At 69.9% G+C, this 21,014-nt stretch carries 18 protein-coding genes; 14 read left to right on the top strand and 4 right to left on the bottom strand.

The window, feature by feature from the left end:
- Window positions 1-88: 88 nt before the first annotated feature.
- Together EV685_RS17675 and murB are read right to left on the bottom strand one after the other, a co-directional pair.
- Entirely contained in the window at window positions 89-1,606 is a 1,518-nt protein-coding gene (locus EV685_RS17675) for a choice-of-anchor I family protein (protein WP_130483344.1), read from the bottom strand.
- Between the two features lie 124 nt (window positions 1,607-1,730).
- A complete protein-coding gene (gene murB / locus EV685_RS17670) occupies window positions 1,731-2,768 on the bottom strand; it encodes a UDP-N-acetylmuramate dehydrogenase (RefSeq protein WP_130483343.1) in 1,038 nt (345 codons plus the stop codon).
- Window positions 2,769-2,897: 129 nt separating this feature from the next.
- Here murB and EV685_RS17665 point away from each other — a divergent pair, with 129 nt between their 5' ends.
- From EV685_RS17665 to EV685_RS17650, 4 genes are all read left to right on the top strand, one after another.
- A complete protein-coding gene (locus EV685_RS17665) occupies window positions 2,898-3,140 on the top strand; it encodes a type II toxin-antitoxin system HicA family toxin (RefSeq protein ID WP_130483342.1) in 243 nt (80 codons plus the stop codon).
- Window positions 3,137-3,490: a type II toxin-antitoxin system HicB family antitoxin gene (locus EV685_RS17660; protein ID WP_130483341.1), complete on the top strand. Its 354-nt coding sequence runs from the start codon at window positions 3,137-3,139 to the stop codon at window positions 3,488-3,490. Before EV685_RS17665 ends, EV685_RS17660 begins: the two co-directional genes overlap by 4 nt.
- 90 nt (window positions 3,491-3,580) lie before the next feature.
- A complete protein-coding gene (locus EV685_RS17655; protein ID WP_130483340.1) occupies window positions 3,581-4,069 on the top strand; it encodes a YajQ family cyclic di-GMP-binding protein in 489 nt (162 codons plus the stop codon).
- A 7-nt stretch (window positions 4,070-4,076) separates the two neighbouring features.
- Window positions 4,077-4,772 (top strand): retropepsin-like aspartic protease family protein, encoded by a 696-nt coding sequence (locus EV685_RS17650; protein ID WP_242615647.1) that lies wholly within the window; start codon window positions 4,077-4,079, stop codon window positions 4,770-4,772.
- Here EV685_RS17650 and EV685_RS17645 read toward each other — a convergent pair.
- Window positions 4,766-7,510, bottom strand: a complete 2,745-nt coding sequence (locus EV685_RS17645; RefSeq protein ID WP_130483338.1) for a cation-translocating P-type ATPase — start codon at window positions 7,508-7,510, stop codon at window positions 4,766-4,768. The genes EV685_RS17650 and EV685_RS17645 overlap by 7 nt on opposite strands.
- Before the next feature lie 69 nt (window positions 7,511-7,579).
- Here EV685_RS17645 and EV685_RS17640 point away from each other — a divergent pair, with 69 nt between their 5' ends.
- From EV685_RS17640 to EV685_RS17610, 7 genes are all read left to right on the top strand, one after another.
- A complete protein-coding gene (locus EV685_RS17640) occupies window positions 7,580-8,638 on the top strand; it encodes a bifunctional riboflavin kinase/FAD synthetase (protein WP_130483337.1) in 1,059 nt (352 codons plus the stop codon).
- 256 nt (window positions 8,639-8,894) lie between these two features.
- Window positions 8,895-11,756 carry an isoleucine--tRNA ligase gene (gene ileS / locus EV685_RS17635; protein WP_242615653.1) on the top strand — a complete coding sequence of 954 codons (2,862 nt, stop codon included), beginning with the start codon at window positions 8,895-8,897 and terminating at the stop codon, window positions 11,754-11,756.
- Between the two features lie 40 nt (window positions 11,757-11,796).
- The gene (locus EV685_RS17630; protein ID WP_130483335.1) at window positions 11,797-12,723 is read left to right on the top strand and encodes an aldo/keto reductase; all 927 of its coding nucleotides are present in this window, start codon (window positions 11,797-11,799) and stop codon (window positions 12,721-12,723) included.
- A 91-nt stretch (window positions 12,724-12,814) separates the two neighbouring features.
- Window positions 12,815-13,351 carry a flavin reductase family protein gene (locus tag EV685_RS17625; protein WP_165396839.1) on the top strand — a complete coding sequence of 179 codons (537 nt, stop codon included), beginning with the start codon at window positions 12,815-12,817 and terminating at the stop codon, window positions 13,349-13,351.
- Between the two features lie 59 nt (window positions 13,352-13,410).
- Entirely contained in the window at window positions 13,411-13,953 is a 543-nt protein-coding gene (gene lspA, locus EV685_RS17620; RefSeq protein ID WP_130483333.1) for a signal peptidase II, read from the top strand.
- A 128-nt stretch (window positions 13,954-14,081) separates the two neighbouring features.
- Window positions 14,082-14,855: a PEP-CTERM sorting domain-containing protein gene (locus EV685_RS21095; RefSeq protein WP_242615646.1), complete on the top strand. Its 774-nt coding sequence runs from the start codon at window positions 14,082-14,084 to the stop codon at window positions 14,853-14,855.
- Window positions 14,856-14,974: 119 nt separating this feature from the next.
- A complete protein-coding gene (locus EV685_RS17610) occupies window positions 14,975-15,811 on the top strand; it encodes a DUF2189 domain-containing protein (RefSeq protein ID WP_130483332.1) in 837 nt (278 codons plus the stop codon).
- Window positions 15,812-15,849: 38 nt separating this feature from the next.
- Here the strand turns inward: EV685_RS17610 and EV685_RS17605 are convergent, their stop codons facing one another.
- On the bottom strand, window positions 15,850-16,833 hold the full coding sequence (locus EV685_RS17605; protein ID WP_130483331.1) for a quinone oxidoreductase family protein: 984 nt from the start codon (window positions 16,831-16,833) through the stop codon (window positions 15,850-15,852).
- Window positions 16,834-17,028: 195 nt separating this feature from the next.
- Here EV685_RS17605 and EV685_RS17600 point away from each other — a divergent pair, with 195 nt between their 5' ends.
- The 3 genes from EV685_RS17600 to EV685_RS17590 all read left to right on the top strand — a co-directional run bounded on the left by EV685_RS17600 (window position 17,029) and on the right by EV685_RS17590 (window position 20,998).
- Window positions 17,029-17,976, top strand: coding sequence for a DMT family transporter (locus EV685_RS17600; RefSeq protein WP_130483330.1), 948 nt, complete (start codon window positions 17,029-17,031; stop codon window positions 17,974-17,976).
- A gap of 72 nt (window positions 17,977-18,048) precedes the next feature.
- A complete protein-coding gene (locus tag EV685_RS17595; RefSeq protein WP_130483329.1) occupies window positions 18,049-18,693 on the top strand; it encodes a nucleoside/nucleotide kinase family protein in 645 nt (214 codons plus the stop codon).
- Between the two features lie 130 nt (window positions 18,694-18,823).
- Complete coding sequence (locus EV685_RS17590) at window positions 18,824-20,998, top strand: FAD-dependent oxidoreductase (RefSeq protein ID WP_130483328.1); 2,175 nt, start codon at window positions 18,824-18,826, stop codon at window positions 20,996-20,998.
- Window positions 20,999-21,014 lie beyond the last annotated feature (16 nt).

Raw genomic sequence — 21,014 nt, 5'->3', positions numbered from 1 at the left:
TGCGCCAACTGGTATACCGACTGGTATCAGCAGATCCCGTGCCATGCCTGCGGCCCGGGACGGGGCTCAGCGCCCCGCCCGGCCGGGCTCAGCGGCCGTCGTCCTTGCCGTCGTCCGAAGCATCCCGATCGCCGATCCGCACCCGGAACAGCGAGGTCGAGTCGCTGACCTCGTTGGCGATGGCCAGGTAGTGGCGGCCCTTGACCTTGAAGACGCTCAGGCCTTCGGGCGACAGGTCGTCCGCGCTGACGATCAGGTCGAGAAAGCGGACCTTGCGCGGGTCGGTGATGTCGAACACGCCGATGGCCGAGGTGGTCGCGCGCTCCAGGCCGACAAAGGCCAGCGTGCGGTCCTCGATCTTCAGCAGCGCCAGACCCTCGGGCTCGACGCCCTTGTTGTCGCTGCGGCCGTCGTCGTAGATGCCGCGCGCGATGGCGGCCTCGTCCAGCGTGCGGCCGCTGTCGTAGACCACCGTGCCGTCGGTGTCGCGGATGGTCATCGAGTGGGCACCGAACTTCACCAGCGGGCCACCCTTGGCCGAGTCGACGTTGGAGAGCGTCAGCCGGGCCAGCTCGCTGCTGTCGCTCTCGTATTCGGCAGCGCCGCTGCCGGCGCCACCGCGGCGTTCGTCGGCCTCGTCCTCGCGGGCATCGCCCTCGTTGGCCATGACCAGATAGGTGCGGTCCTCATGGCGGTAGGTCGCGAGGCTGTCGGGCTGGTAGAGGCCGAAGACCGGCACGCTGCGCAGCGCGATGACGCCGTCCCGGTCGCCCGGATCGATCTCGTTGCCGGGCAGGCTGAAGTCCTTGAGGCCGAGGCTGAAGATGCGTTCGAAGGCCTGCTTGCGCAGATCCAGCACAGCGATGCCGTTGGCTTCCTGCAGCACCACATAGGCCTTGTGGCCTTCGCGATCGACGGCGATGTACTCGGGCTCCGGGTCCTGCGGCGTGAAGTTCGGACGGGTCGTGCCATTGCCCAGCGCCGGGAACTGGCGCAGCGCGGCGTAGCCGGGGATGCTGGCGCTGATCGGCAAGGTCACGACGCTGCGTTGACGCACGTCGACGATGCTGACGCTGCCGGCCGGATCGGTTGCGGCGCGGGCATTGGGCGTCGCCTCGTTGGCCACCAGCACGCGGCGGCCGTCGGGCGTGAAGGTCAGCATGTCCGGCAGCGAGCCGACCGGCACCGGCGCGCCGCTGATCGTGCGGCTGCGGGTGTCGACAAACAGCACCACGCCGGGCTCGGCGCGGTCGCTGGTGTTCTCGATGGCCAGCGCGGCGAGGCCGTCGTGGATGGCGACGCTGTTGACGGCGCCCCAGGGCTGGACGTCGATGTGCGCCAGCTTCGCGCCGCTGCGGCGGTCCAGCACGTCGACGCCGACGACGCCGGCGACCCAGAGCGTGTCGGTGCGCTCGTCATGGGCCACGATCTCGGACTTCTGGCCGACGACGCCGCCGTCGACATGGGCATGACGCCAGAGGCGCTCGAACGTCACCACCGGCGCGGGGTCGTCCTTGGCATGCGCCAGCGGCACGGTGAGGCACAGACCCGCCACGGCAGCGGCCATGGCACGGATCAACGGAGAGGTCACGGAGCGGAGCAACATGTCGGGATGGTTCGGAAGTGGCGGGAAGCGTTGAGGGTCGGCGAGGTGCGTGACATTCGCATGACAAACCCAGGCGACAACCCGTCAAGAACCACAGGTGCCATCCCGGCACCCGACCGCATCGTCAGACCACGACCGGTTCGGGCTCCAGCCGGATGCCAAAACGGCCGTAGACGCTTTCCTGGATCGCTCGGGCCAGCGTCATCACCTCGGCACCGCGGGCCCCGCCCCGGTTGACCAGCACCAGCGCCTGCTTCTCGTAGACGGCCGCCGCGCCCACGCTCTTGCCCTTCCAGCCACACGCGTCGATCAGCCAGCCGGCGGCGAGCTTGTAGTTGCCGTCGTCCATCGGGTAGTGCACCAGATGTGGATCGCGGGTGATGATGTCGCGGCACTGCTCGGGCGTGACCACCGGGTTCTTGAAGAAGCTGCCGGCATTGCCGATCACCGCCGGGTCCGGCAGCTTGGCGCGCCGGATCGCCACCACCCAGTCGAACAAGGTTCGGGCATCGGGCACCGGACCCAGGGCCGGATCGGCGCTGTGGCCGGTCTCGGCCATGCGGCGCTGCAGGTCGAGGTAGTCCAGCACCGGCCGCCAGGGCCGTGGCAGGCGCAGGCGCACCCGGGTGATGACGCTCTTGCCGGCCAGCGCCTGCTTGAAGACCGAATCGCGGTAGCCAAAGCGGCAGGCCGCCCGGTCCAGCGTGACGCTGCGCCCGGTCACCAGATCGACGGCATCGAGCGACTCGAAGCGGTCGGCCATCTCAAGCCCGTACGCGCCGATGTTCTGCACCGGCGCCGCACCGACGGTGCCGGGGATCAGCGCCATGTTCTCGAGCCCCGGCTCGCCCTGGTCCAGCGTCCAGGCGACCAGCTCGTGCCAACCCACGCCGGCACCGGCCTCGACGATCACCGCGTCCTCGCGCCGCTCGACGATGCGCAGGCCACCGACCTCGATCTTCAACACAACCGCCTCGATGTCGCGCGTCAGCACGACGTTGCTGCCGCCCCCCAGCACAAATTTCGGCGAGCGCCCCAGCGTCGGGTGATCGACCACCCGCCGGACATCCGCATCGCTGCCGATCCGCACCAGCGTGTGCGCCACCGCCGGCAGGCCGAAGGTGTTGTGGGCGAGGAGGCTGACGTCCTGTTCGATGTGCATGGACGGATTGTCTGCCAGGCCGCCGCACCGGTCGGCAGTCCGCTGGCCGCTCTCGCAACGCTTGGACACTGCTCGCAAGACAGACGACCAGCCGCCACACTTGATATCGCCTTCAGTATCATCAAACCCATGAGCAATGCGCAGAAACTGCTGGACGCGATGGCGAACAACCCGCGCGACTGGAGCATCGAGCAGGTGCTGACCGTTGCGCGACATGCCGGTCTGACGGTGCGCTGCCCAGGCGGTAGCCACCACATCCTTCGAAACGTGGCCGGCCGGAAAATCAGCGTGCCTGCGCACCGACCCATCAAGCCGGTCTACATCAAGGCACTGCTGCGACTGATCCAAGATGGGCAAGGAGATGACGAATGAGTGACCCAAAGAAGTACCCGATCGAAGTGCGCCCCCTGGCCGACGAAGACGGCGGTGGCTGGCTGGTCACCTTCCCTGACCTGCCCGGTTGCATGGGTGACGGCGATACACCGGAAAGCGCGATCGCGGACGGCTACGGCGCTGCTCAGGCATGGCTGGACGTGGCCACCGAACATGGCGACCCGATCCCCGCGCCGAGCACGGGTGGTGAGTCGGGCAAGTTCGTCGCACGCGTCCCCCGAAGCCTGCATACCCGCCTTGCTGCACGTGCCGAACAGGAAGGCGTCAGCATGAACACGCTCGTGGTGTCGATGCTGTCAGAAGGTGTGGGTGCCCGCGCGCGCCGTTGAACACGCCGGGATCCAGGCACACCCGCCCCCCATGAACGCGGTGCGAAACTGTCCGCCTGCCCTTTTCCAGATCAACCTCAGACACCCACCATGCCCAGCTTCGACACCGTCCTTGAACCGAACCTCGTCGAGGTGAAGAACGCCATCGACCAGAGCAACAAGGAGATCGGCACCCGCTTCGACTTCAAGGGCAGCGACGCCCGCGTCGAGCAAAAGGACAAGGAGATCACGCTGTATGCCGACAGCGATTTCCAGCTCCAGCAGGTGACCGACGTGCTGCTGGCCAAGATGAGCAAGCGCAGCGTCGACATCCGCTTCCTCGACACCACGGCCAAGCCCGAGAAGATGAGCCACGACAAGCTCAAGCAGAAGGTGCTGGTCAAGGCCGGCATCGAGGGCGACGTGGCCAAGCGCATCCAGAAGGCCATCAAGGACAGCAAGATCAAGGTCCAGGCCAGCATCCAGGGCGACACGGTGCGTGTCACCGGCGCCAAGCGCGACGACCTGCAGGCGGCCATGGCGCTGATCCGCAAGGACGTCGACGATGTGCCGCTGTCGTTCAACAACTTCCGCGACTGAGCGCGCGGTGACGTCGCGCCCGAGGGGTCGGCTCCTCAAGCCCCTGCTGCTGGCCTGCGCCGCGCTGCTGGCCTTGCCGGCCCCGCAGGCCTGGGCCCAGAACGTCAGCTACTCCGGCCGCATGGGCGACCGTGCCTTGCTGGTGATCGACGGCGCGCCGCGCACGCTCGCGCTCGGGCAGGAGGCCCAGGGCGTCAAGCTGCTGATGCTCGACGGCGACAACGCCACCGTGATGATCCGCAACCAGCGCCTGGCGCTGCGCATGGGTGCGCAGCCGGCCAGCGTGGGTGCGGCACCGGCGGCGGCCGAGGCCAGCGGCCCGGCCCGCGACAGTGGCCAGCGCATCGTGCTGGGCGCCGGTGCGGACGGCCACTTCCAGGTCAACGGCAGCATCGGCGGCCAGCCGGTGCGCTTCCTGGTCGACACCGGCGCGACGGCGGTGTCGATGTCGCAGCAAGAGGCTGAACGGCTGGGCCTGAACTGGCGTGCCGGCAAGCGCGTGGCCATGCAGACCGCCAACGGCGTGACGCCGGCCTGGCGCATCAGCATCGACCGGGTCCGCATTGGCGAGGTCGAACTGCACCAGGTCGATGCCGTCGTCGGCTCGCAGGACATGCCGGTCGTGCTGCTGGGCAACAGCTTCCTGAGCCGCTTCCGGATGCAGCGCGACGGCGAACAGATGGTGCTTGAACGGCGTTACTGAACGCCCGGCGCCGGGACGTTCCGGCGCCGCACCGCCCACTTGCGGACCTCTTCCACCCACAGCACCGAACTGGCCACGGCCAGGATGGCCAGCAAGGTCTCGCCCGACAGCGGCACGGCATGGAACAGCCCGGCCAGCGGCGGCCAGAACAGCACGCCGGCCTGCAGCACGACGCTGAGCAGCAGGCCGCCCAGCAGCCAGCGGTTGGACAGCAGCGAGACCTTCAGCGCCGAACGTGTCGCGCTGCGGCAGTTCAGCACGTTGAACCACTGCGCCAGCACGGTCAGCGTGAAGACCTCCGTGCGAACCTGCGCCAGCGGCAGGTCCAGCCCGACGCGCCAGGTGAACCAGGCCAGCGTGACGGCCGCCGAAGTCAGGCCCATCAGCAGCAGACGGCCAAGCATCTCGCGGTCGATCAGCGCGGCATTGCTGGCGGTCGGTGGGCGTCGCATCTCGTCGCCTTCGGCCGGGTCCATCACCAGGTTCACCGTCAGCGTGGCCTCGGTGACGATGTTGACCCACAGGATCTGCACCGCCTGCAGCGGCAGTGGCAGGCCGGCCAGCAGCGCGGCCATCAGCACCACGACCTCGTCCAGCGAGGTGGCGAACAGGTAGAGCAGCACCTTGCGCAGGTTGGCCCAGGTCAGCCGGCCCTGCTCGACCGCACGGACCAGCGTGGCGAAGTCGTCGTCGACCAGCACGATGCGGGCGGCGCCCTTGGCGACCTCGGTGCCGCTGCGGCCCATCGCCACACCGACATCGGCCCGCGCCAGTGCCGGCGCGTCGTTGACGCCGTCGCCGGTCATCGCGACCACGTCGCCGCGGGCCTGGAAGGCCTCAACGATGCGCAGCTTCTGCGCCGGCTGGACGCGGGCGAACACCGCGACATGCGGCAGGACGGCGCGCAACTCAGCCTCGCCCAGGCGCTCCAGCTCGACGCCGTCGATGGCCCGGTCGTCCGGCCCGGCGATGCCCAGCTGTCGGGCGATCGCCAGCCCGGTCAGCTTGTGGTCGCCGGTCACCATGACCGGCCGGATGCCGGCGGCGCGGCAGGCGGCCACCGCCGTGCGGACCTCATCGCGTGGCGGGTCGATCTGGCCAGCCAGCCCGAGCAGGCGCACGTGACCGGCCAGCGTGTCGACATCCAGCGCTGCCACCGCCAGCGCCGGGTCCAGCTCGACGGCACCGAAGGCCAGCACACGCAGTGCGCCCTGGGCCATGGCCTCGGCCTGTTCGCGCGCCGCCGCGAGGGTCTCCATCGAGGCCGGTCCGTGACACAGCCGCAGCAGGCGTTCGGGCGCGCCCTTCAGGTAGACGACAAGGTGGCCGTCGGGCGCGACATGGCGGGTTGCCATCAGCTGGGTGTCGGCATCGAAGGGCAGCTCGGCCTGGCGCGGCCAGTCGCGCCGCAGCGTGTCGGTCGGCAAGGCGAGGGCGGGACCGATCTTGCGGGCCAGCACGACCAGCGCGGCCTCGGTCGGATCGCCCAAGGCGGTCCATGCGCTGCGCTCGCCGTCGTCGGGGGCCAGCAAATCGGCGTCGTTGCACAGCAGGGCGGCACGCAGCAGGTCCGACAGCAGCGGGTCGCCGGGCTCAGGCAAGCGCTCGCCCAGCAACGCGCCGGTCGGCACGTAGCCGGTGCCATCGACGCCCCACTGCCGCCCATCGGCCAGCCACAGCCGCGTCACGGTCATCTCGTTGCGCGTCAGCGTGCCGGTCTTGTCCGAACAGATGACGGTGGTCGAACCCAGTGTCTCGACCGCCGACAGGCGCCGCACGATGGCGCCCTGGGCGGCCATGCGCTGCATGCCCACGGCCAGCGCGATGGTGATGGCCACCGGCAGGCCCTCGGGGACCATCGAGACCATCTGGCTGATCGCCACCATCAGCACCTCCGACAGCGGCAGGCCACGCAGCAGGCCCAGCGCCAGCACCAGCGCGAACAGCAGCAAGGCGGCGATCACCAGACCGCGGCCGAAGCGGTCCAGCCGCAGCTCCAGCGGCGTGTGAGGGTCGACGGCGCGGGTGGTCAGGTCGGCGATCTGGCCGACCTCGGTGTCCGGCCCGATGGCGACGACGACCGCGCGGGCGCGACCAGCCGTGATGTGGGTGCCCGAGTGCACCATGCCGTGCCGATCGGCCAGGCCGCAGGCCTCGTGCTGGGCGTCGACGGTCTTGGCCACCGGCACCGACTCGCCGGTCAGCGCGGCCTCGGCGGCCTGCAGCAGGGCCGCCTCGATCAGGCGTGCATCGGCGCCGACGGCATCACCGGCGGCCAGCAGCAGGATGTCGCCCGGCACCAGTTCATGCGCGGCGATGGCCTGCTCGGCCCCGTCGCGCCAGACCCGCACCTGCAGCGACGCAAGCTGGCGCAAGGCGGCCATCGAGCGGTCGGCCCGACCTTCCTGGTAGGCGCCGATCAGGGCGTTGACGAGCACCACCAGCGCGATCACCACCGCATCGCCGGCATGGCCCAGCACGATCGCCAGCAGAGCCGCCACGCCCAGGATCGCAATCAGCGGGCTGACGAACTGGCGCAGCAAACGCCGCAGCGCAGACGGCGGGGCGGCCTCGGGCAGGGCGTTGGGGCCGTGCAGGGACTGGCGTCGGCGGACCTCTTCGGTCGACAGGCCGGTGGTCGCATCCACCGTCTGCCGGCGCAAGGCTTCGGCGGCCGTGAGGACATGCCAGGGCGGACCGGCGGGTTCAGCGGGCGACGTCGCGGGGGCTTGCTTCATGCGCACCAGCATACGGTCGCACCCTCGCCGCGCGGATGACGTCGATCAGGCACCAGATAATCCCGCCCCATGCAAGTCATCCGCGGCCACCGACTCCTGGACCTTCGACGTCCGGTCCGTTCCTGCGCCGTCACCATCGGCAATTTCGACGGCGTCCACCGGGGCCACCAGGCCATGCTGGCGCTGCTGAAGAACGAGGCCCGGCACCGTGGTCTGCCCAGCTGCGTGCTGACCTTCGAGCCGCACCCGCGCGACTGGTTCGCCGCCCTCGCCGGCCAGCCGGAGAAGGCGCCGGCGCGCATCGCCACGCTGCGCGACAAGCTGGCCGAGCTGGAGCGTTGTGGCATTGACCAGGTCGTGCTGGTGCGCTTCGACGCCGCCTTCGCCAGCCAGTCGCCCCAGGCCTTCATCGACGATGTGCTGGTCGGTGCGCTGGGCGCGCGTTATGTGCTGGTCGGCGACGACTTCCGCTTCGGCGCGAAGCGGGCCGGCGACTACGCGATGCTGGACGCGGCCGGCTCGAGCGCCGGCTTCGACGTCGCCCGGATGCTGAGCTACGAGGTGCATGGCCTGCGCGTGTCCAGCTCCGCCGTGCGCGAGGCCCTCCAGGCCGGCGACATGACCCGCGCCGCGCAGCTGCTGGGTCGGCCCTACAGCATCAGCGGCCACGTCGTGCACGGCCAGAAGCTCGGCCGCACGCTGGGCGAGTCGCACAGCGGCGCGGCCGACGGGCTGCGCACGCTCAACGTGCGTTTCCCGCAGGGCCGCCCCGCCGCCGCCGGCATCTTCGTGGTCCGTGTGCATGGCCTGCATGACCAGCCTCTGGACGGCGTCGCCAGCCTGGGCGTGCGACCGACCGTCGAGGATGCCGGCCGGGTGCTGCTGGAGACCTACTGCCTGCACTGGCCCGCCAGCCTCGGCCGCGAGGGGGGCTACGGTAAAATCGTGCGTGTGGAACTGCTCGAAAAACTGCGCGACGAGGCCCGCTACGACGGCCTTGAAGCCCTGACCGCCGCCATCGATCACGATGTGGCGCAGGCCCGCGCATGGTTCGCCCGCGAGGCCGCCAGTGCCGTGGCCGCGTCCCATGCGGCCGATCGTCGCCAGACCACCCGCGACCGAATTTGACCGTCCCGGAGCCGGCCTCGATCTGCGCGATCCTGCCGGCTGCCGCACCCCGACCCGGGACGCTGCCCGAAGGCATCGCCCCCGCCGCCCTTCCCTCTTGTTCCCCTGACCAGGCGCGCCACCCGAGGTGGCGCGAGTCGCGATGACCTCATCTGCCCCGCAAGACGCCAACAAGCCCACCGCCGAGAAGGCCGATCGCAGCGAGAAATCTGCCGAACGAGGTGCCGAGCAAGGCGCCTACCGCGCCACGCTGAACATGCCCGACACGCCCTTCCCGATGCGGGGCGATCTGCCGAAGCGCGAGCCCGCCTGGGTCGCCGACTGGAACGCCGGTGGCCGCGACGGCGGGCTCTACATGCGACTGCGCGCGGCCCGCAAGGGCGCACCGCTGTTTGTGCTGCACGACGGCCCGCCCTACGCAAACGGCAAGCTGCACATCGGTCACGCGCTGAACAAGGTGCTCAAGGACATGATCGTCAAGAGCCGCCAGCTGGCCGGCTTCGACGCGCAGTACATCCCCGGCTGGGACTGCCACGGCCTGCCGATCGAGAACGCGATCGAGAAGCTGCACGGCCGCAACCTCGGCCGTGACGCGATGCAGGCCAAGTCGCGCGCCTATGCGAGCGAACAGATCGGCCAGCAGCGCGAGGACTTCAAGCGCCTGGGCGTGCTGGGCGACTGGGAGATGCCCTATCGCACGATGGACCCGGCCAACGAGGCCGGCCAGATCCGCGCCTTCAAGCGCGTGATCGAGCGCGGCTTCGTCTACCGCGGCCTCAAGCCGGTCTACTGGTGCTTCGACTGCGGCTCCTCGCTGGCCGAGTTCGAGATCGAATACGCCGACAAGAAGTCCGACACGCTGGACGTCGCCTTCGAGGCCGATGACCCCGCTGCGCTGGCCCGTGCCTTCGGCCTGGCGGCACTTCCGGGCGACGGCAACAAGAAGGCCTTTGCCGTCATCTGGACCACGACCGCCTGGACGATCCCCGCCAACCAGGCGCTCAATGCCCATCCGGAACTGGACTACGCCCTGGTCGACACGCCGCGTGGCCTGCTGCTGCTGGCCGCCAGCCTGGTCGAGGCCTGCCTGACGCGTTACGGCCTGGCCGGCACGGTGGTCGCCACGGCCCAGGGCGAGGCGCTGCGCGGTCTGGTCTTCCGGCACCCGCTGCACGACACCGTCAGCGCCGAACAAGGTGGCAAGTACAGCTACCACCGCACCGCGCCGCTTTACCTGGCCGACTACGTCACGGCCGCCGACGGCACCGGCATCGTGCATTCGGCGCCAGCCTATGGCGTGGACGACTTCAACTCCTGCGTCGCCCATGGCCTGGCCTACGACGACATCCTCAACCCGGTGCAGGGCAACGGCGTCTATGCCGAGGAACTGCCCTTCTTCGGCGGCGAGCACATCTGGAAGGCCGTCCCGCGAATCCTGGAGGTGCTGGGCCAGAGCGACCGGCTGATGGCCACGCAGCCCATCACCCACAGCTACCCGCACTGCTGGCGCCACAAGACGCCGGTGATCTACCGCGCCGCCGCGCAGTGGTTCATCCGCATGGACGAGGGCGAGGGCGTGTTCACGCAGGACAAGGCCCCGAAGACGCTGCGCCAGCTCGCGCTTGACGCCATCGACCACACCGCCTTCTACCCGGAGAACGGCCGCAGCCGGCTGCGCGACATGATCGCCAACCGGCCCGACTGGTGCATCAGCCGCCAGCGCAGCTGGGGCGTGCCGGTGCCCTTCTTCCTGCACGTCGATTCGGGCGAGCTGCACCCGCGCACCATGGCCATCCTCGATCAGGCCGCCGACATCGTCGAGGCCGGCGGCATCGAAGCCTGGAGCCGTGTCACGACCGAAGACATCCTGGGTGCCGAGGACGCCGCGCGCTACACCAAGAGCACCGACATCCTGGAGGTCTGGTTCGACTCCGGATCGACCTTCCAGCACGTGCTGCGCGGCAGCCATGCCCATGCCTACCCCGGGGCCAGCCACCACGACAGCGGCCCGGAAGCCGATCTCTACCTCGAAGGCCATGACCAGCACCGCGGCTGGTTCCACAGCTCCTTGCTGCTGGGCTGCGCGCTGCATGACCGGGCGCCGTACCGGGGCCTGCTGACCCACGGCTTCGCCACCGACGGCCAGGGCCGCAAGATGAGCAAGAGCCTGGGCAACACGGTCGAGCCGCAGAGCGTGACGAACAAGCTCGGCGCGGAGATCGTGCGCCTGTGGGTGGCGTCGACCGACTACTCGGGCGACCTCAACATCGACGACAAGATCCTCGCCCGCGTGGTCGATGCCTACCGCCGCATCCGCAACACGCTGCGTTTCCTGATGGCCAACACCAGCGACTTCGACCCCGCCCGGCACAGCGTGCCGGCGGCCGAGCTGCTGGAGATGGACCGCTATGCGCTGACCCGCGCGTCCGCCTTGCAGGCCGAGATCCTCGGCCACTTCGAGCGCTACGAGTTCCACCCGGTCGTGGCCAAGCTGCAGGTCTATTGCTCGGAAGACCTGGGCGCCTTCTACCTCGACGTGCTCAAGGACCGCCTCTACACCAGCGCGGCCGACAGCCACGCGCGGCGCTCGGCCCAGACGGTGCTCTGGCGCATCACCGACGCGATGCTGCGCTGGATGGCGCCCTTCCTGAGCTTCACCGCCGAAGAGGCCTGGGCCATCTTCGCGGCCGGCAAGACGAGCGGATCGATCTTCACCGAGACCTACGCCGACCTCGGCCCGGTCGACGCCGCGCTGCTGGCCAAGTGGGGCCGCATCCGCGAGATCCGCGACATCGCCAACAAGGAGATCGAGGCGGTGCGCACCACCGGCGCGGTCGGTGCCTCGCTGCAGGCGGTGCTGGCGATCGAGGCCGGCCCGGAGGACGCGGCGCTGCTGCGTTCGCTGCGCGAGGACCTGCGCTACGTCACCATCACCTCGGCTGCCACCGTGGTCGACGCCGAGGCGCTGGCCGTGCGCGTCAGCCCGAGCAGCGCCGTCAAGTGCGAACGCTGCTGGCACTACCGCGACGATGTCGGAGCCCACGCCGCGCACCCGACGATCTGCGGGCGCTGCGTCAGCAACCTCGAAGGCCCGGGCGACGTCCGGACCTTCGCCTGAGGCGGCCGCGCACCGCCCCATCACGCCACAGGATCACCCGATGAGCCACCCTGCCGTTCAAGTCCCGCGTGTCACGCTGCACCCGAGCCTGCCGGCCTTCAGCCAGCTGGTCTACGGTGCCTGGCGGCTGGCCGATGACGCCGACACGTCCACGGCACACGTCGCGGCCAAGATCGACGCCTGCCTGGCCCAGGGCATCACGACCTTCGACCATGCCGACCTCTACGGCGGCCACCGCTGCGAGGCGCTGTTCGGCGACGCGCTGCGCGCCCGGCCGGACCTGAAGGCGCGCATCCAGTTGGTCAGCAAGTGCGACATCGTCATCCCCGGCGGCCTGCACGGCCAGCCCCGGCTGAAGTTCTACGACACCACGCCGGCACACATCCGCGCTTCGGTGTTGCGCTCGCTGGCGCTGCTGGGCGTCGAGCGCCTGGACCTGCTGCTGATCCACCGGCCCGATCCGCTGCTGGACGCCGATGCCACCGGCGCGGCGCTCGATGCGCTGGTCGACGAGGGCCTGATCGCGGCGGCGGGTGTGTCCAACTTCCTGCCGCACGACGTCGCGCTGCTGGCCTCGCGCATGAAACATCCGCTGGTCACCAACCAGATCGAGCTGAGCCTGGCCGCCCGTTCGCCCTGGACCGATGGCCAGCTGGCCTACGCGCAGCAGCAGCGCATCCGGCCGATGGCCTGGTCGCCACTCGGTGGCGGGGCCTTGCTGGACGCCAGCCAGCCGGTCGGCGCGCGGGTGCTGCCGGCGCTGCAGCGTATTGGCCGCGCCTTCGACGTCGGGCCGGATGCGGTGGCGCTGGCCTGGCTGCTGATGCACCCGGCCGGCATCCTGCCGGTGGCTGGCACCAACAGACTCGACCGCATCGCCCGCCTGTCCGATGCCTTCCGGGTCACGCTGGACCGGCAGGACTGGTTCGAGCTGTGGACCCTGGCCTGCGGGCATGAGGTTCCGTGACATCCCGCGATGTCCCATGGCACACGAGCGTCCGGCGGCGCTGCGATGATGCGCGCCCCGGCCCCGCAGCCCCTTTCCCATGGATCCCCGCATGAACCCCGCGCCGCCCGCTGACATTGCCCAGGCCGAACGCCTGCAAGCCCTCAAGGACGGCATGGCCTGCGTCAGTGCGGGCGTGGTCATCGTCACCGCCCACCACGACGGCCACGACTGGGGCATGACCTGCAGCTCCTTCACCACCGTCTCGCTGGAGCCGTCCTTGGTGCTGTGGTGCCTGCACCGCGGCTCGGCGAGCCATGCGGCCTTCACCCGACCGGCTGACTTGGGGGGTGGCTACTGCGTCAACGTGCTGGCGGCCGACCAGGCCCACCTGGCGCGCCACTTCGCCAAGGGCTCGCAAGCCGAGCGTTTTGCAGGGTCCCGGATCGAGCGCCTGCCCAGTGGCCGGGCCCGCCTGGCTGACACGGTGGCCTGGTTCGACTGCACGCTGCACGAGGTGCTGCGCGCCGGTGACCACGAGATCCTGATCGGCCGCATCGGCGATTTCGGCGCCCCCGGCGCCGCCGCCCAGGCCAGCAGCCTGGTCTACGCGCAGCGCCGCTTCGGCAGCGTCAGCCCGCAGGCCTGAGCCGCTCCCCTTCCCTGCTGGCGACGCCGTCCGTCGCCCCACGAACACGCTTGATCGCCATGCCGCCTGCCAAGAAGTCGACCACGACCACCCGCCGCCACGCCGCCTCCGGTCCCGGTCTGTGGACCTGGCTGGCGCTGGCCCTGCTGATCATCGTGCTCGACCAGTTCACCAAGGTGCTCATCGTCGGCCGCTTCGCGCATGGCGACAGCGTCGTCGTCACCAGCTGGTTCAACCTCGTGCGGGTGCACAACCCGGGCGCGGCCTTCAGCTTCCTGTCTGATGCCTCGGGCTGGCAGCGCTGGTTCTTCACCGGCATCGGCGTGCTGGCCTCCGGGCTCTTCATCTGGCTGTTGCGCGCCCATGCCAACCAGCGGCTGTTCGCGCTGGCGCTGACGCTGTTGCTGGGCGGGGCCATCGGCAATGTCATCGACCGGATGTGGCACGGCCACGTGATCGACTTCCTGCAGGTCCACTGGGACTTCCTCGCCGGCATCTTCCCCGGCGGCTATTTCCCGGCCTTCAACGTCGCCGACAGCGCCATTTCCGGCGGGGCGATCGCGCTGGTGCTCGACGAGCTGCGGCGGGTGCGGCGCAGCTGATCGGGCGGGGTGTTCGGGGTCGGTCTGGAGGGGCTAGACCCCCCGAAATGGAGTCTGTTGCAACTCCGAACAGCTCCTTAACATCGCTCACATCTGCAGCTTTCCACTGCCGTGGACAGGAAAGCACCATGAGCTTCACACCCCCCAATCCGGCCGGCAACAGCGGCTCCGCACCTTCAACGAACACGTCTGCCCGGGTCTTCAAGAACCCCACCGGCGCGCAGGCACAGGACGAGGAACAACGCCGCAAGCGCCGCCTGATGCTGCTGTGGCTGATCGCCGGCATGCTGGCCGCCGGCACGCTGGGCTACGGCCTGATGAACCGCAACAAGGGCATCAGCCCCGGACCGATCGCTGCCAGTGGCGCAGCGCCGGCCGGCGGTGGTGGCGTACAGGCCGGCACGCCGGTCATCGCCGGCCCCGCCGAACAGGTCAATCAGGTCGTTGCCGCCGCGCCGCGACAGGTCCGCCCTGCCGTCAAGCCTGCGGTCCGCAAGCGCGAGGCACCGGTGCGCGAGGACCGGGCCGCTGGCATCAAGCCGCCGCCGGTCGACCCCAATGAAGAGCTGGTGTTCGATCCGCCGGCCGCTGGCGAGCCGCAGGTCTTTGCCCAGCTCGACGACGGCAACAACGATCCGCTGGGCGGCGGCGGCGGTGACGCGTCGCCCCCGGGCACGGGCCTGGACCTGGACGGCGGCGAGGGCTTCGCGCGCCGCGCCGCCCTGCCCAACACGGGCACCGGCGGTCCGATCAACAGCGGCGGCGGTGGTGGCGGTGGCAATGGCGGCGGCGGTGGCACCACCGGCCCCGTGACGCCGGTGCCGGAACCGGAGACCTACGCCATGATGCTGGCCGGCCTGGCCGTCATCGGCTGGCAGGCCCGGCGGCGCAAGCGTCGCTGAGGTCGGCGAAGGGCCCGGGCGGACGATCCGAAGCGGACGTGTCGGTGTCAGCCCGGCTGGTCAAGTCGGGATGCTGCCCCTAAGGTGCAGCCATCCTGGCTGAGCCCGACCCCGACCGCATGACCTCGACCACCTCGACCACCTTGCCCGATGACCCCTCCCGCCGCGCCGCACCGATCCGGCTGCGCCAGCTGACCTGGTCCGATCCGCCACGCTGGCTGGCGCGCGGCTGGCGCGACTTCATCCGCCACCCCGGCATCGGCCTGTTCTTCGGCCTGTGCTTCGCCGCCATGGGCTGGGCGTTGATGAAGGTCTTCCAGCAGGCACCCGCCTGGACGCTGGCCCTGTCGGCTGGCTTCTTGCTGATGGGACCGTTCATCTGCATGGGCCTGTACCAGGTGAGCCGCCGGCTCGAACGCGGCGAACGCCCCGACTTCGGCGATGCCCTGACCGCCTGGGACGAACACATCGGGCAGATGGCGATCTTCGGCTTTGTGCTGCTGGTGCTGGAGATGATCTGGGGCCGTGCCTCACTGGTCATCTTCGCGGTCAGCTTCGACGGCATGCCCGACTTCAAGGGCTCGCTGCTGGCCTTGCTGGACCCGCAGAACCTTGAGTTCATCGTGGCCTACGTCGGCGTTGGCGCGCTGTTCGCCGGCCTGATCTTCGCGGTCAGCGTGGTCAGCATCCCGATGATGTTGGACCGCCGCGTCGACGCCATCACCGCCGGCCTGACCAGCCTGCGCCTGGTGCTGACCCAGCCCGGCGTGATGCTGTGGTGGGGCGCCCTGCTGGTGATCGCGGTGCTGGCCGCGCTGCTGCCCTGGTTCCTGGGGCTGCTGGTGATCGGCCCGGTGCTGGGTCATGCCAGCTGGCATGCCTACCGCGGTGCGGTCGAGGCGCCCGAGGCCCTCGACGCGCTGCCCGGCGTCGCCGTGCCGGACGACGCGGGCTGAGCCGGGCCGCCCTGCCACGGCCCCGGCCCCGTCAACCTTCAGATCGTCAAGATGCTGCACCCCGTCGTCGCGCGGGCTTCCAGGTCCCGGTGGGCCTGGGCGACCTGATCGAGCGAGTAGCGCTGGTCGATGCGGATGCGCACCGCGCCGCTGGTGACCATGCCGAACAGGTCGTCGGCCATGGCCTGGGTGCGCTCGCGTGTGGCGATGTGGGTGAACAGCGTCGGCCGGGTCACGTAGAGCGAGCCCTTGGCACCGAGCACGCCGAGGTTGAAGGCCGTCACCGGCCCGGAGGCATTGCCGAAGTTGACCATCAGGCCGAAGGGCGAGAGGCAGTCCAGCGAGCCCTCGAAGGTGTCCTTGCCGATCGAGTCGTAGACCACCTTGACGCCACGCCCGCCGGTGATCGCCTTGACCTGCTCGACGAAGTTGCCGCTGCGGTAGTTGATGGCGTGGCTGGCGCCCAGGTCCAGCGCCAGTTGGCACTTCTCGTCCGAGCCGGCCGTGCCGATCAGGTTCAGGCCCATGGCCTTGGCCCACTGGCAGGCGATCAGGCCCACGCCACCGGCCGCCGCATGGAAGAGCACGAAGTCGCCGGGCTGCAGGCCGCCCTGCGGCTGGGTGCTGCGCAGCAGGTACTGCACCGTCAGGCCCTTGAGCATCATGGCCGCGCCGGTCTCGAAGTCGATCGCATCGGGCAGTTGCACGACGCACTTGGCAGGCATCACGCGGGCTTCGCAGTAGCTGCCCGGCGGCTGGCTGGCATAGGCCACCCGGTCGCCGACCGACAGGTGCTCGACGCCCTCACCGACCGCCTCGACCAGGCCAGCGCCCTCCATGCCCAGCGACAGCGGCAAGGCGTTCGGATAGAGACCCGTGCGCTGGTAGACATCAATGAAGTTCAGGCCGGCAGCGTGGTGGCGGATGCGCACCTCGCCGGGGCCGGGCTGGCCGACGTCGACGTCGACGAGTTGCATCGCTTCAGGGCCGCCAAAGGCCAGGATCTGGATCGCACGGGACATGTTCTTCGGGCTCCTCGCAAGGTGGGACAGGACGGTGACGGCATCAGCATAGGTCAGGCGGGCCGCAGCCACACGTCACCGGCATGACGGCCTTGCGCCCCACCCGTCGCGCGGCGGTGCGGGCCCCTGCGCAAGCCTGCACCGCTACGATCCGCGCCCTTGCCACGTCGACCGGGACGCCACCCGCGCACGCCCATGAAGCTCACCCCGCGCCTGACCCTGATGCTGACGATGCCGCCGCTGCTGTGGGCCGGCAACGCCATCGCCGGTCGGCTGACCGTGCCGTTGGTACCGCCCCTGCTGCTCAACCTGTTGCGCTGGCTCACCGTGGCGATCGTCCTGCTGGTGATCGGCCGGCGCGCCATCGCCACCGCCAGCGCCCGCGCGGACATCCGGGCGCGCTGGCGCTACCTCGCGCTGGTCGGCCTGCTCGGCGTGGGCGCCTACAACTCGCTGCAGTACCTGGCGCTGACCACGTCCACGCCGATCAACGTGACGCTGATCGCATCGAGCATGCCGCTGTGGATGCTGCTGGTCGGCGGCGTCTTCTTTCACGAGAAGCCGCAGCTGCGGCAGATGATCGGCGCCGCCTTGTCGCTGGCCGGCGTCGCCACGGTGCTGGGGCGCGGCGACTGGTCCAAGCTGGCGCAGATCCACTTCGTGCAGGGCGACCTCTACATGCTGCTGGCGGCGGCCTGCTGGGCCGGCTACTCCTGGCTGCTGGTGCGTCCGCCCGAGTCCATGTTGCCGGCCAACCGGCCGCGTGTGATCGGCGCCGACGGCCAGCCGCGGACCTGGAACTGGGCCGAATACCTGCTGGTGCAGACGCTGTTCGGCCTGTTCTGGTCGAGCACCTCGGCCGGTCTGGAAGCCGTCATGGTCGACCTCGCCGCGCAGTGGACGCCGGCCGTCGCGGTGGCGCTGCTCTACATCACCATCGGCCCGTCGCTGCTGGCCTACAAGTTCTGGGGCGAGGCGGTCGCCCAGGCCGGCCCGACGACCGCCGGCATCTTCACCAACCTGACCCCGCTCTTCGCCGCCCTGATGTCCACCGCCATGCTGGGCGACGCGCCCCAGGGCTACCACGGCATCGCCTTCGGGCTGATCGTGGCGGGGATTGCGGTGTCGTCGCTGCGGCGTTGACGGGTCTGGCAACACACCGACGGGATGACGACGACCAAGAGCATGAGCGCGACAACGACCATGAGCACGACGATGAGCACGACACCCACCATCCCCACGCTCAACCTTGCAGAAGCCAGCGCACGGCTGGCCACCTTCCTGGCCCGGGGCAAGCGCACGCTGCTGGGCATCGTCGGCCCGCCGGGCGCGGGCAAGTCGACGCTGGCCGAGCAACTTCAAGCGCTGCACCCCGAGCGGTCGCAGATCGTGCCGATGGACGGCTACCACCTCGCCAACGTCGAACTGGCGCGGCTGGGACGGGCCGGCCGCAAGGGCGCGCCCGACACCTTCGACAGCCACGGCTATGTCGCGCTGCTGCACCGCCTGCGTGACCAGGGCGCCGACGAGATCGTCTATGCGCCGACCTTCCGGCGCGAGATCGAGGAGCCGATCGCCGGCGCCATCCCGATCCATCCCCATGCCGAGCTGCTGATCGCCGAAGGCAACTACCTCGCGCATGACGAGGGCGGCTGGCGGCATGTCGCCGCTCTCATGGACGAGATCTGGTTCGTCGACGTCGACCCGGCCTTGCGCCTGCAGCGTCTGGTCGCACGCCACATGCAGTTCGGCCGCAGCGAGCAGCAGGCACGCGACTGGGTCGCCGTGACCGACGAGCCCAACGCCCGCCTGATCGAGGCGACCGCATCCCGTGCCAGCTTCAAGGTGCGGGTGGACTGAGCGGTTCGACCTGCGCATCGCCAGCATCCATTCAGGGCGTGTGTAAGAAACCGTGCCCCTGGCACGTCCAAGCCTCGGGAGCCAGAAGCGGGCAGGGACACCCTCGGTGGACGCCACAACAAGGATCGAGATGAGCAAGGACAAGCAGGGACAGCGGTGGCGGCGGTGGCTCGTGGCCATGGCGCTGGCCGCGCTGGTCGCCGCCTACATCGGGCTGGATCTGGGTCGTTACCTGAGCCTGGACGCCATCCAGGCCAGCCAGGCCGAGCTGCAGGCGTGGCGCGAGGCCCGACCCGTGCTGGCCGGGCTGATCTACTTTGGCGCCTACGTGGTGGTCACGGCGCTGTCGCTGCCGGGTGCGGCGGTGATGACGCTGGCGGGCGGGGCGATGTTCGGGCTGGGCTGGGGCACGCTGATCGTGTCCTTCGCCTCGTCGATCGGGGCGACGCTGGCCTTTCTGGCCTCGCGCTGGCTGCTGGGTGGCTGGGTGCAGGCGCGCTTCGGCGATCGGCTGGCGACGCTGAACGCGGGCATCGCCCGCGACGGCGGCTTCTACCTGTTCACGCTGCGCCTGGTGCCAGTGCTGCCCTTCTTCGTCATCAACCTGGCGATGGGCGTGACGACGCTGCGCACCTGGACCTTCTACTGGGTCAGCCAGATCGGCATGTTTGCCGGCACCCTCGTCTACGTGAACGCCGGCACGCAGCTGGGCCAGATCCAGTCGCTCTCGGGAATCGTCTCGCCCGGCGTGCTGGGCTCGCTGGTGCTGCTGGGTGTCTTTCCGCTGATCGCCCGCAAGCTCATCGACCTGTTCAAGGCGCGCAAGGTCTACGCCCGGTTCAAGCAGCCCGCGCGCTTTGACCGCAACCTCGTCGTCATCGGCGGTGGCTCGGCCGGGCTGGTGACGGCCTACATCGCCGCGGCGATCAAGGCCCGGGTCACGCTGGTCGAGCAACACGCGCTCGGCGGTGATTGCCTGAACACCGGCTGCGTGCCGTCCAAGGCGCTGATCCGATCGGCCAAGTTCCTGTCGCACGTGCGGCGTGCCCCGGAGTTCGGCATGCGCAGCGCCAGCGCCGACTTCGACTTCGGCGAGGTCATGGAACGGGTCCAACGTGTCGTGCAGGCGATCGAGCCGCACGACTCGGTCGAGCGCTACACCGGCCTGGGCGTGGACGTGGCGCAAGGCCGGGCCCGCATCGTGTCGCCCTGGGCCGTCGAGATCACCCACCACGACGGCAGGGTCGAGACGCTGACCACCCGCGCCATCGTCATCGCCGCCGGTGCGCGGCCTTTTGTCCCGCCGATCCCGGGACTGGACCGGCTCGGCCCGACCGAGCTGCTGACCTCCGACAACGTCTGGCAACTGCGCCAGCGGCCGGCTCGCCTGGTGGTGCTCGGCGGCGGCCCGATCGGCAGCGAGCTGACGCAGGCCTTTGCGCGGCTGGGCTCGCAGGTCACGCAGGTCGAGATGGCCGCGCGCATCCTGGGTCGGGAGGACGAGGACGTCTCCGCCCTCGTCACGGCCCGCTTCCGCGCCGAAGGCATCACCGTGCTGACCGGCCACAAGGCGCTGCGTGTGGCGGTCGAAGGCTCGCAGAAGGTGCTGGTGGTCGAGGTCGAGGGCCAGGAGCGGTCGATCCCCTTCGATGCCCTGCTGGTCGCCGTCGGCCGCGTCGCCAACCTCAAGGGCTACGGCCTGGAGGAACTGGGCGTCACGACCGGCCGCACGGTCGAGGTCAACGGCTACCTGCAGACCAACATCCCGAACATCTTCGCGGCGGGCGACGTCGCCGGGCCCTACCAGTTCACCCATGTCGCGGCCCATCAGGCCTGGTATGCGGCGGTCAATGCGCTGTTCGATCCGTTCAAGAAGTTCAGCGCCGACTACCGCGTCATCCCCTGGGCCACCTTCGTCGAGCCAGAGGTCGCCCGTGTCGGCCTCAACGAGCTGGAAGCCAAGGAGAAGGGCATCCCGCACGAGGTCACGGTCTACGGCATCGACGACCTGGACCGCGCCATCGCCGACAGCGAGGCACACGGCTTCGTCAAGGTGCTGACGGTGCCGGGCAAGGACAAGATCCTCGGCGTCACCCTGGTCGGTGAACACGCCGCCGACCTGCTGGCCGAATACGTGCTGGCGATGAAACACGGCATCGGCCTGAACAAGATCCTCGGCACCATCCACACCTACCCGACGCTGGCCGAGGCCAACAAGTACGCCGCTGGCACCTGGAAGCGCGCCCACGCGCCGCAGGCGCTGCTGGCCTGGGTGGCACGCTTCCACGCCTGGCGGCGCGGATGACGCGGATGCAGCCAGA

This window comes from Sphaerotilus mobilis (genome assembly GCF_004216565.1).
Taxonomy (GTDB): Bacteria; Pseudomonadota; Gammaproteobacteria; order Burkholderiales; family Burkholderiaceae_C; genus Sphaerotilus; species Sphaerotilus mobilis.
This window is presented reverse-complemented; position numbering and strand designations above follow the sequence as displayed.

Coding starts and splice junctions, on each gene's coding strand:
- EV685_RS17675 (WP_130483344.1), bottom strand. CDS start 1,606: ATGTTGCTCCGCTCCGTGACCTCTCCGTTGATCCGTGCCATGGCCGCT.
- murB (WP_130483343.1), bottom strand. CDS start 2,768: ATGCACATCGAACAGGACGTCAGCCTCCTCGCCCACAACACCTTCGGC.
- EV685_RS17665 (WP_130483342.1), top strand. CDS start 2,898: ATGAGCAATGCGCAGAAACTGCTGGACGCGATGGCGAACAACCCGCGC.
- EV685_RS17660 (WP_130483341.1), top strand. CDS start 3,137: ATGAGTGACCCAAAGAAGTACCCGATCGAAGTGCGCCCCCTGGCCGAC.
- EV685_RS17655 (WP_130483340.1), top strand. CDS start 3,581: ATGCCCAGCTTCGACACCGTCCTTGAACCGAACCTCGTCGAGGTGAAG.
- EV685_RS17645 (WP_130483338.1), bottom strand. CDS start 7,510: ATGAAGCAAGCCCCCGCGACGTCGCCCGCTGAACCCGCCGGTCCGCCC.
- EV685_RS17640 (WP_130483337.1), top strand. CDS start 7,580: ATGCAAGTCATCCGCGGCCACCGACTCCTGGACCTTCGACGTCCGGTC.
- ileS (WP_242615653.1), top strand. CDS start 8,895: ATGCCCGACACGCCCTTCCCGATGCGGGGCGATCTGCCGAAGCGCGAG.
- EV685_RS17630 (WP_130483335.1), top strand. CDS start 11,797: ATGAGCCACCCTGCCGTTCAAGTCCCGCGTGTCACGCTGCACCCGAGC.
- EV685_RS17625 (WP_165396839.1), top strand. CDS start 12,815: ATGAACCCCGCGCCGCCCGCTGACATTGCCCAGGCCGAACGCCTGCAA.
- lspA (WP_130483333.1), top strand. CDS start 13,411: ATGCCGCCTGCCAAGAAGTCGACCACGACCACCCGCCGCCACGCCGCC.
- EV685_RS21095 (WP_242615646.1), top strand. CDS start 14,082: ATGAGCTTCACACCCCCCAATCCGGCCGGCAACAGCGGCTCCGCACCT.
- EV685_RS17610 (WP_130483332.1), top strand. CDS start 14,975: ATGACCTCGACCACCTCGACCACCTTGCCCGATGACCCCTCCCGCCGC.
- EV685_RS17605 (WP_130483331.1), bottom strand. CDS start 16,833: ATGTCCCGTGCGATCCAGATCCTGGCCTTTGGCGGCCCTGAAGCGATG.
- EV685_RS17600 (WP_130483330.1), top strand. CDS start 17,029: ATGAAGCTCACCCCGCGCCTGACCCTGATGCTGACGATGCCGCCGCTG.
- EV685_RS17595 (WP_130483329.1), top strand. CDS start 18,049: ATGAGCACGACACCCACCATCCCCACGCTCAACCTTGCAGAAGCCAGC.
- EV685_RS17590 (WP_130483328.1), top strand. CDS start 18,824: ATGAGCAAGGACAAGCAGGGACAGCGGTGGCGGCGGTGGCTCGTGGCC.